Source organism: Pseudomonas sp. R1-1 (assembly GCF_051132135.1).
Lineage (GTDB): Bacteria > Pseudomonadota > Gammaproteobacteria > Pseudomonadales > Pseudomonadaceae > Aquipseudomonas.
In genome coordinates, this window is sequence record NZ_CP071663.1 from 767,773 (window position 1) to 780,631 (window position 12,859).

Here is a 12,859-nt window from a genome sequence, read left to right on the forward strand (position 1 = left end):
CGCAATGCTCAGGAAGGTTTCTTCTCGATCCGCAACGCCTTGGCCTTCGCTTCCACCACCAGATACATCACCAGTGTGATCAGCAGCGGCAATAGAAAGTAAATCGCCCGATACGCCAGCAACCCCGCCACCAGGCTGCCGCGCGAGACCTCGTGTTGCAGCAGCGCGACGAACACCGCTTCGAGTACGCCAAGTCCGGCCGGAATATGCGTGATGACCCCGGCAATCGCACTGATCAGCAACACGCCCAGCACCAACGGATAATCGAGCTTGCTTGGTAACAGGGTGAAAATCACCGCCGCCATCAGCGACCAGTTCAACGCGCCGAGCAGCAGTTGCAGGACCGCCATGCGCAGCGACGGCAGGTTGATTTCGACGTTGCGAATCGACCATTCACGGCGTTTGGAAAAGCGGCATGCGGCCAGATATCCGGCGCTCACCAGCAACAGCAGAACGCCGATGCCCTGCAACGCGGTGCTGCTGATTTTCCAGCCCGGTGGCATGCTCACCAGACCGCTGGTGAAGACCACGCCGGCGATGGTCATGTAGCCGAACCAGTTGGTCGCCAGGCTCAGGCCGAGGATCTTGGCAATGTTGCTCTTGCTCACCCCCAGCCGCGAATACAGGCGATAGCGCATGGCGATGCCGCCGACCCAGGCGCTGAGATTGAGGTTGAATGCGTAGCTGATGATTCCCACCGGCAGGATCTGTTTCCAGGTCAGATCCTGACGAATGTAAGTGCGGCCGATCAGGTCGAAACTGGCGTACACCAGAAAGCTCAGCAGCGTCAGGCTGGCAGCGATGATCAGCGTACGCAACTTGAAGTCGGCGAGCGTTTGCAGGACCTCGGCCCATTCGATGCGCATGGCGAACATGGTCAGCAAGACGATCAGGGCGAGAAAGAACAGCAGCGTCAGCGGACGCTTCCAGCGGCTCCATTTCGAATGTTGCCCCGGCGCCGACTGCTCGGCCGAATGTGTTTCGGTATGGCTCATGTCAGGTCTCCTCGAAATGGCTTGAGCCTTGGTTTATGTGCCGGCAGCCAACCGGCCATTGCCGGGAAGTGCCTCAGGAAGTGGAACACCAGAAACCCCACGGTCATGTGCCAGATGCGCCCGCGCGGCAACTTCGCCGGGTCCATGGCTTTGCAGTGGTTGCGGCTGAGGTCTTCGAGGCGCTCGTACAGATGTTGATTGAATGCGCGATCGCGGATCAGCACATTGGCTTCAAGGTTCAGTGACAGGCTCAGCGGATCGAGATTGCTCGAACCGACGGTGCTCCATTCTTCGTCCATCAGCGCGACTTTGCCGTGCAGTGGGCGCTGGCAATATTCGTGAATTTGCACGCCGGCCTTGAGCAGATAATCGTAAGTCATGCGTGCGGCGATCTTGGCCACCAGCATGTCCGGCTGACCTTGCAGAATCAGGCGTACTTCAACACCCCTGCGCGCGGCATTACGGATCTCGCGCAGCAAGCGATAGCCAGGGAAGAAATAGGCGTTGGCGATCACCACCCGGTGTTTGGCGTGGCGCAGCGCCTGCAAATACACATCTTCGATGTCGGTGTGGTGCTGATCGTTATCGCGGAACACTAGGCGCACCTGGCCGTCGTGGTCATTGAAAGCCATTTCGGCACGCCGTTGTCGCCGGCGCTGCCACCAGAATTTCGCCCGTCCGGGACGACCGCTTTGCAGCAGGGCGAAGTGGTGAATATCGGCGACCGCCGGGCCCTGGATTTCCACCGAGTAATCCTGCTTGGCTTCGGGGCCGAAATCGGCCAGGTGATCGCCGGAAAAATTGATCCCGCCAATGAATGCGATCGTGCCGTCGACCACCACGATCTTTCGGTGCAGACGGCGGAACCAGTTGGTGCGAATGCCTAGATGTTTGGGCGCCGGGTCGAAGATTTGCAAATGCACACCGGCGTCGCTCAATGCGGTGAGGTAGCCGGTGCTCAGCTCGCCACAGCCAAAACCGTCAAGGCTGACCGTGGTGCGCACGCCACGCCGCGCGGCGTCGATGAGGATTTCCTGAAGCTCGGCGCCGACCTTGTCTTCAAAAACAATAAACGTCTCAAGAAGAATTTCGCTTTTCGCCGCGCGCATCGCCTCGAACACTCGCGGGAAATACTCCTCGCCGTTCTCCAGCAGTTCGATGCGGTTACCGCCGTGCCAGCGGTACTGCACGTCAACGTGGCCGGGCTCGCGCATCGGCGGGGTGATGGTCATCGGCTCCACGGCGGATTTCTCCAGTGGCGAGCTGCTCATAATTGGATCTCCACCGACAACGGGACATGATCGGAAAGGTGTGACCAGGGCCGATTGGCCAGAACTTTCGGCTGACTGGCCTTGAGGTTGCGCACGTAGATGCGGTCCAGGCGCAGGGTCGGCAGGCGCGCCGGAAAGCTGCGCGCCGGCTTGCCCTGATGCTCGGCGAACACTTCGCGCAAACCGCACGGCTTGAGTTGCGCATCGGCGCGCTGGCGCCAGTCATTGAAATCGCCGGCAACGATCACCGGCGCGTCCTGCGGCAACTCGGCCAGGCGTTGCATCAGCAGATCCAGTTGCGCGTTGCGATGACTCTCACGCAAGCCCAGATGCACGCAGATCGCATGCACCTCGGCGCCGTCGCCGGGCAAGCGCAGCACGCAATGCAACAGGCCGCGGTTCTCGTGGCCGCTGATCGACACGTCGAGGTTGTCGTGACGGATGATCTGGAATTTCGACAGCAGCGCATTGCCGTGGTCGCCATCCGGGTACACCGCATTACGCCCGTAGGCAAACTGTGGCCAGAGACTGTCGGCGAGAAATTCGTACTGCGGCATCGTTGGCCAGTTGTCGAAGCGCTTGTGGTGGTGTTCGTGGGTGCCGTGGACCTCCTGCAAAAACACCACATCGGCGGCGACGCTGCGCACCGCTTCGCGCAACTCCGGCAGGATGAAGCGCCGGTTGAGCGCAGTGAAGCCCTTGTGCGTGTTGACCGTCAGCACGGTGAAGGTGCGTACCGCAGGTGCGACCACCGAGCCTTCGTCGGTAAAGCCGACCGGTTCTGGAATGCTCATGCCAACACTCCTTCGCCAGCGGGTTCGCCAGGCGCGGTGGCGAGGTCCTGGTCGAGATCGAAGCGCTGCAACAGGTTGCGCGCGTCATAGGGCGCACGGACTTTGATGTCGTTATCGAAATAGCAGAACACTTCGCGGGATTTGCGCGGTCGCGGTTTCAGGCGCGGGGCGATCAGCTGCGCGTCTTGCGGTTGCCCGCCGTGGTGCCAGGCATCGATGCGTTCGGCCCAGCGTTCAAGGGCTTCGGCGCTGTAGCCGCTGGCGTAGAGTTCTTCGGCACCGTGCAGGCGCAAGTAGAGAAAATCGCTGGTGACGTCTTCGCGGTACGGCCATTTATTGGCGGTGTCGGCGATCACCAGCGCGGTGTTATGGCGCTTGAGCAGGCGTACGAATTCTGGATCGATAAAGCTGTCGTTGCGGATTTCCACCGCATGGCGCAGCGGTTTCTTGCGCCAGGCTTTGACGCTGACCGGGCCACGCAGGTGCTCATCATGCTGACGGGCGAGCGCGGCGGCGGCTTCGGTGTCGCGTGGCAACTGAGCGAGGAAGTTTTCGAAGCGTTCGGGCTCGAACTTGAAGTTGGGCGGAAACTGCCAGAGGATCGGCCCGAGCTTTTCCTTGAGTTCCAGCACGCCTGAGGCGAAGAAGTTCGCCAGCGGTTTTTCGATCTCGCGCAAGCGCCGCACATGGGTAATGAAACGCGGTGCCTTGACGCTGAACACAAAGTCGTCCGGGGTTTCTGCGTACCACTGGGCGTAGCGTTCCGGCCGTTGCAGGGCGTAGAACGATCCATTGATTTCGATGCTGTTGACGGCGCGCGAGGCGAATTGCAATTCGCGCTTCTGCGCCAGCCCCTTCGGGTAGAAGTCCCCGCGCCACGGGGTGTAACGCCAGCCTGAAATACCGATGTGAATCGCCGCCATCCCATCCTCCCGTAGAAAGTCCTCGTGTTGCCGGTGTTTTGTGATGACTGCGGCGGGGGCGGGAAAGTTTCGGCGGTGTTACGGGCGGTCGCGATCGCCAATCGCCTCCGATTCATTGTGGGAGCGAGCCTGCTCGCGAAAGCGGTGGGTCAGTCAGCAAAGAGGTTGAATATAAAGCCGCCTTCGCGAGCAGGCTCGCTCCCACAGGGGATGTGTGTGGTCCTGATGGCTGAACTTGCCGCGCAATTACCGATCAGTTCCTTACAGGTTCACCCACAGGAGTCCCGCGTTTTGACCAGGTTCAGGATCGCCATTGTGCTGGGCGCGCTGCTGTTTCTCGGCGCCAGTGAAGTCGAGGCTGCTGCGTTGCCGGGCGTTCCGGCCAGCGCCGAAACCACTGAAAAAGCTGCTGAACCCGAGCCGCTGGTGCAGGGCGGGTTGCTCGGCGCGATCAGTACCAGCATTGATGACGTGCAGGAAAAACTCGACCTCAACGAAGATCTGGTCGACGCCTGGCGCCTGCGCGCCGACCGCGCCGCCGATGAAGTCGACAAACTGGTCAAGCAACCCTCGAACCGCTCTGGCTGGAGCGTCGCCGGGGATTTCCTCACCTTGTCCGGCGCCTGGCTGGGCAGCTTTGCCGTGCTGACCGTCCTCGGCAGCCTGTTGACCAAACGCCTGCGCGAAGGCCGCTGGCTGCGTACGCGCCAGCGCGGTCAGGATTTGCTCGGTTATCTGCTGCCGTACACCGTGCCAGCGTTGATCTGCCTGCCGCTGACCCTGTACGTCAGCCACTTTCTGCAAGCCTCGGTTGGCCGCGCGCTGGCGCTGTGTCTGGCGTACGCGACCAGTAGCGGCATCTTTTCCACCTCGATGCTGCTGTGCGTGGTCGTGGTGTTCAATGTCGGGCACAAACGCACCGCCGCGCGAATCATCCGCCAATATTGCCCGCGACCGCTGTTCCTGATCGGCTTTCTTGCCGCGCTCAGCGATGCCTTGACCAGTCCGCAGATCGCCCGGCAACTGGGCGGCAACATCACCAGCAGCATCGCCGTGTTCACCGGCCTGATCGCTTCGATCATTTTCGGCTTGCTGGTGATCCGCCTGCGCCGCCCGGTGGCGCATCTGATCCGCAACCGCTCGCTGAGCCAGCGCTTGAAACAGCCGTCACTGCAAGAGTCGCTGCGGATTTTTTCCGGGCTGTGGTACTGGCCGATCGTGCTGATGGTGCTGGTCTCGGCGGTCAGCCTGATCGGCATCGGCGAGGACAATCAGAAAGCCCTGCGCTGCGCCTTGTTCACTACGGTATTGCTGATCGGCACGGTATTTCTCAGCACCGTGCTGCAGCACCTGTTCAAATCGCGCAAGGCCGAAGCGATCCAGCGCAGCAGCGCCTACAAGGAACGTTTTCTGAGCCTGCTGCACGCGTTGTTGCGGATCGTCATCGCGATAGCCTTTCTCGATATTCTCGGGCGGATCTGGGGCGTGTCGCTGCTCGATTTTGCCCAGAGCAGTGCGGTGGGCCGGGCGATCAGCGAAGCCTTGAGCAGCATCGGCCTGATCTTTCTGGTGACGTGGCTGCTGTGGGTGGTGCTGGACACGGCAATTCAGGAAGCGCTGAAACCGCCGCTGAGCAAACGCGCAGCGCGCCAGCCGAGTACGCGGGTGAAAACCATCCTGCCGCTGCTGCGCAACGCGATCAAAATCATCCTGGTGGTGATCTGCGCGATTACCACCATGGCCAATCTGGGGATCAACGTTGCGCCATTGCTGGCGGGTGCCGGGGTGGTCGGTCTGGCGATCGGTTTCGGCTCGCAGCAATTGGTCCAGGACGTGATCACCGGGTTGTTCATCATCATCGAAGACACCCTGTCGATCGGCGATTGGGTGGTGCTCGATTCCGGGCATGCCGGCACGGTCGAAGGGCTGACCATCCGCACCCTGCGCCTGCGCGACGGCAAGGGCTTCGTGCACTCGGTGCCGTTCGGCCAGATCAAAGCGGTCACCAACCAGTCGCGGCAGTTCGCCTTCGCGTTTTTCTCGGTGCAGTTCACCTATGACACCGATGTGGACCGGGCCATCGAACTGATCCGCGAGACCGGCGATTCGATCCGCGAAGACCCGTTCCTCAAGTACAACCTGCAAGGCCCGCTGGATGTATTCGGGGTCGACCGGATGGACCTCAACGGCGTGGTGCTGACCGCGCAATTCCGCACGGTCTCGGGCGGGCAATATGCGGTTAGCCGGGCGTTCAATCAGCGTTTGAAGAAGCTTGTGGATAACACTGCGAATGTACATTTTGCGCAGACTTATCCACAGCAGGTGATGTTGCCCAAGCGTCAGGCGGTGGAGGAGGTGGCGGGGGCGGAGGTGCCGCAGGAGTCGCGGATCTGATCTGAATGACGCGTTGCATGTCCCGGCCTCAATGTCGGATCAGCTTGCTGTGCACCTGCTCCGCCGCAGCGTGATCCAGCTCCACCCAGATCTGCTGCTTGCCTGCAATCATTGCCGCCACCGCAATCCCATCGCGATACACCAGCCGATTACTCGCCAAGGCCGGCACTTTCACCCCCGGCAACAAGGTCCCGGCGAGGTTCAGCGGATCGACCCCGCAAACCATCACCAGACTGCCGTCATGCGGGCGCCGACGCACTTCGCGCAGCAGGGGAATCGCTTCGGGCAGGGCGAATTGTTCACCCGCCAGACCACTGACAAAGCGTCCGCCACGAATCTCGCCACGCGCTTCGAGTCGATGGAACGTGCGCAGTAGCTCGCGCCAGCTCGGCAACCAGTCCGCCTCACGTTCAAGCAAGCGCCAGAACACCACGCCGTAGCGGCGCAGCAAGGTCATGGCGACATGCTCCAACGTTTGGCTGTTATCCACAGCCGCACCGCGGCGCAACAACGCCCAGCGTCCGGCATCGTCCATACCGCCGACAAACGCGCCGCGCCCGCGCCGACTGCTGCGCTGCTGGCGCTTGCTCGGCGGGGTGATCAGCGCGCGCAGGCCGGCGAAGCTGTCGGCGTTTACCAACCCGGCGCCGACCAGTTCCTGCAAGGCGATTTCCAGTTCGCTGCGCAGCAGGTGCGCTTCGTGAGTCAGCTCATCGAAAAACAACGCGCCGTGCTGGCTCAAGGCGTCGAAGACCTTGCGGGTCTTCGGCGACAGTTCGTCCACCGGCGTCTGTTCCGCCAGCGCACTCCACAAGCCGACCTGACTGCGCGGCAGCAACACGATCGGTGTGCTGCGCAACGCCGTGCCGCTGACCTTTTGCCGAGCGCTGAGGCGCGTCCACACCAGTTTGCCGTTGCGGCACAGATCATCCAGCCAGCTCGGCGAGTAGTCCTTGAGCCGTGCCGGCAAAATGTCGCTGTCCCACGCCGAAGCCGCTGCCGCGTAGCCTTCGAACTGGCCGACAATCGCCGGCAACACCGCGCTGCCCTGACCACGCGTCGAGGCCGACAAGTGCTGCCAATCGAACAGGAAGCGCATGAAATCCTGCAACGCCACCGGTTCGATTTCCCGGCGCAGACGCTTGACCGTGTAGCGATGGATGCGCGCGAGCAGATGCCGTTCGCACCATTCTTCGTGATCAAGATTCGGCGTGAACTGGCCACGCAGCACATAACCCTCACGCTCCAGCTGAGCGAGGGCTTGCGCGACCTGCGCAGTCGGCAGCGCCAGTGGTTGCGCAATGGCGGGTAACGGCAGCGGGCCGAACCCGGCGAGGCGCGCGCGGATCACTTCGACCAAGGCATCATCGAAGCTCCACGCCGCGTCGAAGCCCGGTAACGCGTCCAGTTCGGGATGCGGCGTGGCCTGTGGATAAAGCGCTTGCAGGCAGGTCAGGCGTTCGCGGGCCAGCCATAAAGAATGCTCGGCATCGACCTGCAGGCAACACGCGCGACCGCTGCTGGCCAAGGTTTGCAGCCAGTCGTGCCAGCCGTCATTCGCGGCAACTTCCGCTGCGCTGATACAGGCCAGACTCATCAGCGCTTCGTGCATTTCGTCCGCCGAGTTCGGCGTAGGCCAAGCCTCTTCACACACGGCGACGATCGCCTCGGCGTCCAGCGCACCAAGGTCATCGGTCGATTGCGGGTCGCTCCAGCGCCGGTTGATCACCGCTTGCGTGCGGCGCTCTTCCAGCGGCGCGTCATCAAGAAAGGTGTACGGCCGCGCGCTGAGAATTTCTGCGGCGAGCGGCGAGGGCGCCGGCAGGTCGCGGCTGATCAGGCGCACCTCGCCGCGTTCCATGCGTCGCAACAGCGTAAGCCAGCCTTCGCTGTCCATCGCTTCGTGCAGGCAATCGTCGAGGGTTTGTTCGATCAGCGGGTGTTCGGGAATCTCTCGTTCGCCGGCGAGGTTTTCCAGGCAGGCGATCTGATCGGGAAACACGCTGGCGATCAGGTCTTCGCTTTTCATTCGCTGCAACTGCGGCGCGACTTTGCGCCCGCCGGTAAAGCGCGGCAGCGCCAGCGCGACCCCGGCATTCCAGCGCCAGCGTACGCCGAACAGCGGCGCGTCGAGCACGGCCTGGATCAGGACATGTTCGGCGCTGTTGCTGTGCAGGTAGCGCCACACCTCGTCGAGTTCAAAGCTGTGACTGGTCGACAGCGACAGCACGATCGCGTCTTCGCTGGCGGCGGCCTGCAATTCGAAATTGAAGGTGCGGCAAAAGCGCTTGCGCAGGGCCAGGCCCCAGGCGCGGTTGATGCGGCTGCCGAACGGCGTGTGGATGATCAGTTGCGTGCCGCCGGATTCGTCGAAAAACCGCTCCATCAGCAGCGTGTCCTGCGAGGGCAGGGCGCCGAGGGTCTGCCGTGCGCGGGCCAGATACTCGACCAGTTGTTCGGCGCTGGCGAGGTTGAGGCCCAGGGTCTGGGTCAGCCAGTCGAGCGCCGGTTGCAGATCGCCGGGGCTGGCGCCGAGCAATTCGTCGAGCTGCGCTTGCAGGCGTGCCACCGCGGCGGACAGCTCATCGCTGCGCCCCGGGGCTTCGCCGAGCCAGAACGGAATGGTCGGCGGCTGGCCGTGGGCATCCTCGACGCGCACCTTGCCGGCCTCCACGCGCAGGATGCGGTACGACGTATTGCCGAGCTGGAACACGTCGCCGGCAATGCTCTCGACGGCGAAATCTTCGTTGACGCTGCCGATGTTCAGGCCCTGCGGTTCGAGCAGCACGCTGTAATCGGCGTTGTCCGGAATCGTCCCGCCGCTGGTCACAGCGGTCAGTTGCGCACCGCGCCGGCCGCGCAAGGTGCGGCTGACGGCGTCGCGGTGCAGATACGCACTGCGGATGCCCTGGCGGCCGTTGTAGCCTTCGGCGAGCATGCTCAGCAGCGCCTGATAGTGTTTTTCGTCGAGATTGTGATAGGGCGCGGCGCGGCGGAACATGGCCAGCAAGGCGTCTTCCGGCCATTCCTGACAGCTGACCTCGGCAATGATTTGCTGCGCCAGCACATCCAGCGGCGCCTGGGGAATATGCAAAGTGTCGAGTTCACCGCGACGCACGCAATCGAGCAGGGCGGCGCATTCGATCAGATCGTCACGGGTGGTGGCGAACAACCGTCCCTTCGGCGTGCCGCCGACCTGGTGGCCGGAGCGGCCGACCCGTTGCAGGAAACCGGCAATCGAGCGCGGCGAGCTGATCTGGCAGACCAGATCGACTTCGCCGATATCGATGCCCAGTTCCAGCGACGCGGTGGCGATCAGCACCTGCAGTTCGCCGCGCTTGAGCCGCTGCTCGGCATCGAGGCGAAACTCCTTGGCGAGACTGCCGTGGTGCGCCGCCACCGCATGCTTGCCGAGGCGTTCGCTCAGGTGCCGGCTGAGGCGTTCGGCCAGGCGCCGGGTATTGACGAAAATCAGCGTGGTGCGATGTTCGCGGGCCAGATCGGCGAGGCGGTTGTAGACCAGCTCCCAGACGTCATTGGCCATCACCGCCGACAACGGCACCGGCGGTACTTCAATGCCCAGTTCCCGTGGGCGGGCATGACCGATGTCGACGATTTCGCAAGGCCGTTCATGGCCGACGAGAAACTGCGCCACGGCTTCGACCGGTTTCTGCGTGGCGGACAGGCCGATGCGCGTCAGTGGTTCGCTGCACAAGGCTTGCAGGCGTTCCAGACTCAAGGCCAGATGACTGCCGCGCTTGCCGGCAGCCATCGCGTGAATTTCGTCGATGATCACCGTGCGCGTGGTGCCGAGCATCTTGCGGCCTGACTCGGAGCCGAGCAGTACGTACAGCGATTCCGGCGTGGTCACCAGAATATGCGGTGCGGTCTTGCGCATGGCCGCGCGGTCTTTCTGCGGGGTGTCGCCGGTGCGCACGGCGGTGGTGATCTGCAGCTCGGGCAGGCCCAGTCGGCGCAGTTGTTCGGTGATGCCGGCCAGCGGATTCTGCAGGTTGATCTGGATATCGTTGGACAACGCTTTGAGCGGCGAAACGTAAACCACCAGGGTTTCATCGGTCAGGCCTTGGGGGGCTTCCAGGCCGCGATGAACCAGATCATCGAGTACGGCGAGAAACGCGGTCAGGGTTTTGCCGGAACCGGTCGGCGCGGCGATCAGCGTCGAGCGGCGCTGACGGATCAACGGCCATGCACGGGCCTGGGCAGCGGTGACCGCCGGGAACGTGTGGCTGAACCAGGCGCTGACGGCAGGGTGGAAACCGGCCAGGGCGCTGTCGGCGGGTAGGGGCAGATTCATGGATAAAGTTATGCGGGCGGGGGAGGGAAGATGCAAGTACCGCTGGGGATCTTCAGCGGCTGGAAGTACGCTATCGCGAGCAGGCTCACTCCTACAGGGGGACGCGTTCCAATTGTAGGAGTGAGCCTGCTCGCGATAGCGGTAGTCGGGACAATACAAATTGCGGGATGTGCACATTACGGATGACGGTTGCGCACTAAACCCGCAAAATGCAACGATTCCGGCAATTATCGACGACGGTTCCACGAGATCCGTCGCTAAAGCCATCGTTCCAATCAGACTGGGCCTGCTGACTCTATGCGAATGCGCCTTATGTTACTGGGCGGCGGAAATGCCCTTGGGCAGGCGCTGATTCGCCTCGGTGCGGAGGAAGACATCGGTTTCCTCGCCCCCCGCCCGCCCGAAACCGGCTGGGATGCCGCGAGCCTGACGCAACTGCTGGACGACACCCGTCCCGATGCGTTGATCAACCTTGCCTACTATTTCGACTGGTTCCAGGCCGAGACCGTCAGCGAAACCCGCATGGCCGGGCAGGAACGCGCGATCGAACGTCTGGCCGAACTGTGCCGGCACCACAACATCGTCCTCGTGCAGCCGTCGAGTTACCGGGTGTTCGACGGTTCGCGCGCCACCGCCTACAGCGAAAAAGACGAACCGGTGCCGCTGGGCCTGCGCGGGCAAGCCTTGTGGCGTATCGAACAGAGCGTGCGCGCCACCTGCCCGCAGCACGTGTTGCTGCGTTTCGGCTGGCTGCTCGATGACAGCCCGGACGGCACCCTCGGGCGTTTCCTTGCCCGCGCCGAGCAACCGGAAGAGTTGCTGCTGGCCGATGACCGCCGCGGCAACCCGACCCCGGTCGACGACGCTGCACGGGTGATCATTTCGGTGCTCAAGCAACTCGATTGCGCGGCGCCGCTGTGGGGCACGTATCACTACGCCGGCCATGAAGCGACCACGCCGCTGGCGCTGGGCCAGGCGATTCTCACCGAAGCACGCAGCCTGCACGCACTGGCCATCGAAGCGCCGACCGCCCAGGCACACGCCGCACGGCCCGACGCTGCCGAAGAGCCGCAACACGCGGTGCTGGCCTGCAAGAAAATTCTGCACACTTTCGGGATCAAGCCACGCGCCTGGCGTGCCGCACTCCCGGGCTTACTGGACAGGTTCTACCGTCATGGCTGAAGGTATCGTTCTAATCACCGGCGGAGCCGGTTTCATCGGCTCGCACCTGACCGACGCGTTGCTCGCCAAGGGTCACTCGGTGCGGGTGCTCGACGACCTGTCGACCGGCAAACGCAGCAACCTGCCGCTGGATAATCCCAAGGTTGAACTGATCGTCGGCGATGTCGCCGATGCGGCACTGGTGGCGCAAGCCATGCACGGCTGCAGCGCAGTCGCCCACCTGGCGGCGGTGGCGTCGGTGCAGGCGTCGGTGGACGATCCGGTGAAGACTCACCAGAGCAATTTCATCGGCACGCTGAATGTCTGCGAAGCGATGCGTCTGGCCGGCGTCAAACGGGTTTTGTACGCCTCCAGTGCAGCAGTCTACGGCAACAACGGCGAGGGCGAGTCGATCAGCGAAGACACGCCGAAAGCTCCGCTGACCCCGTACGCCTCGGACAAACTGGCCGGCGAGCAGTATTTCGATTTCTATCGCCGCCAGCATGGCCTGGAACCGGTGATCTTCCGCTTCTTCAACATCTTCGGCCCGCGCCAGGATCCGTCCTCGCCGTACTCCGGGGTCATCAGCATTTTCAGCGAACGCGCGCAGCAAGGCCTGCCGATCACCGTGTTCGGCGATGGCGAGCAGACCCGCGATTTTCTCTATGTCGAGGATCTGGTCAATCTGCTGGTGCAGGGGCTTGAAAAGCCTGATGTGCAGGTGGGCGCGGTGAACGTTGGCTGGAACCAGTCGATGAGTCTCAAGCAAATGTTGGAAGCATTGAAAGTGGTGGTCGGTGAACTGCCACCGATCAGTTATGGCCCGGCGCGGGCGGGTGATATTCGCCATTCGCGGGCGGATAACCGGCGTCTGCTGGAGCGGTTTGAAATGCCGGCGCAGACGCCGATGAGTGTTGGGTTGGCGCGGTTGTTGGGGCGTGGCTGATAGAGCCCTCACCCTAACCCTCTCCCTGTATGTACCGGAGACATGGTGGACACATGTTCG

General features: G+C 62.8%; 8 protein-coding genes. 3 read left to right on the plus strand and 5 right to left on the minus strand.

Annotated elements, in window-relative coordinates; translation table 11 throughout:
• Positions 1-8: 8 nt before the first annotated feature.
• The 4 genes from J3P75_RS03595 to J3P75_RS03610 are packed head-to-tail and all read right to left on the minus strand — an operon-like array spanning position 9 to position 3,983.
• A complete protein-coding gene (locus J3P75_RS03595) occupies positions 9-995 on the minus strand; it encodes a lysylphosphatidylglycerol synthase domain-containing protein (RefSeq protein ID WP_434709341.1) in 987 nt (328 codons plus the stop codon).
• The gene (gene clsB / locus J3P75_RS03600) at positions 992-2,266 is read right to left on the minus strand and encodes a cardiolipin synthase ClsB (protein WP_434709342.1); all 1,275 of its coding nucleotides are present in this window, start codon (positions 2,264-2,266) and stop codon (positions 992-994) included. The genes J3P75_RS03595 and clsB overlap by 4 nt, the downstream gene beginning before the upstream one ends.
• Positions 2,263-3,060, minus strand: a complete 798-nt coding sequence (locus J3P75_RS03605) for an endonuclease/exonuclease/phosphatase family protein (RefSeq protein WP_203419676.1) — start codon at positions 3,058-3,060, stop codon at positions 2,263-2,265. The genes clsB and J3P75_RS03605 overlap by 4 nt, the downstream gene beginning before the upstream one ends.
• Positions 3,057-3,983: a DUF72 domain-containing protein gene (locus J3P75_RS03610; protein ID WP_434709343.1), complete on the minus strand. Its 927-nt coding sequence runs from the start codon at positions 3,981-3,983 to the stop codon at positions 3,057-3,059. Before J3P75_RS03610 ends, J3P75_RS03605 begins: the two co-directional genes overlap by 4 nt.
• 291 nt (positions 3,984-4,274) lie before the next feature.
• Here J3P75_RS03610 and J3P75_RS03615 point away from each other — a divergent pair, with 291 nt between their 5' ends.
• Positions 4,275-6,377 (plus strand): mechanosensitive ion channel family protein, encoded by a 2,103-nt coding sequence (locus tag J3P75_RS03615; protein ID WP_434709344.1) that lies wholly within the window; start codon positions 4,275-4,277, stop codon positions 6,375-6,377.
• A 28-nt stretch (positions 6,378-6,405) separates the two neighbouring features.
• Here the strand turns inward: J3P75_RS03615 and J3P75_RS03620 are convergent, their stop codons facing one another.
• Positions 6,406-10,692 (minus strand): DEAD/DEAH box helicase, encoded by a 4,287-nt coding sequence (locus tag J3P75_RS03620; protein WP_434709345.1) that lies wholly within the window; start codon positions 10,690-10,692, stop codon positions 6,406-6,408.
• 297 nt (positions 10,693-10,989) lie between these two features.
• Between J3P75_RS03620 and J3P75_RS03625 the strand changes: the two genes are divergently transcribed.
• Both J3P75_RS03625 and J3P75_RS03630 read left to right on the plus strand, forming a co-directional pair.
• Positions 10,990-11,874: a sugar nucleotide-binding protein gene (locus tag J3P75_RS03625; protein WP_434709346.1), complete on the plus strand. Its 885-nt coding sequence runs from the start codon at positions 10,990-10,992 to the stop codon at positions 11,872-11,874.
• Positions 11,867-12,799, plus strand: coding sequence for an NAD-dependent epimerase/dehydratase family protein (locus tag J3P75_RS03630; protein ID WP_434709347.1), 933 nt, complete (start codon positions 11,867-11,869; stop codon positions 12,797-12,799). Before J3P75_RS03625 ends, J3P75_RS03630 begins: the two co-directional genes overlap by 8 nt.
• Positions 12,800-12,859: the final 60 nt, after the last annotated feature.

What these genes read in the sequence shown, in the direction of transcription:
- J3P75_RS03595 (WP_434709341.1), bottom strand. Translation starts at nt 995, where the DNA reads ATGAGCCATACCGAAACACATTCGGCCGAGCAGTCGGCGCCGGGGCAA.
- clsB (WP_434709342.1), bottom strand. Translation starts at nt 2,266, where the DNA reads ATGAGCAGCTCGCCACTGGAGAAATCCGCCGTGGAGCCGATGACCATC.
- J3P75_RS03605 (WP_203419676.1), bottom strand. Translation starts at nt 3,060, where the DNA reads ATGAGCATTCCAGAACCGGTCGGCTTTACCGACGAAGGCTCGGTGGTC.
- J3P75_RS03610 (WP_434709343.1), bottom strand. Translation starts at nt 3,983, where the DNA reads ATGGCGGCGATTCACATCGGTATTTCAGGCTGGCGTTACACCCCGTGG.
- J3P75_RS03620 (WP_434709345.1), bottom strand. Translation starts at nt 10,692, where the DNA reads ATGAATCTGCCCCTACCCGCCGACAGCGCCCTGGCCGGTTTCCACCCT.
- J3P75_RS03625 (WP_434709346.1), top strand. Translation starts at nt 10,990, where the DNA reads ATGCGAATGCGCCTTATGTTACTGGGCGGCGGAAATGCCCTTGGGCAG.
- J3P75_RS03630 (WP_434709347.1), top strand. Translation starts at nt 11,867, where the DNA reads ATGGCTGAAGGTATCGTTCTAATCACCGGCGGAGCCGGTTTCATCGGC.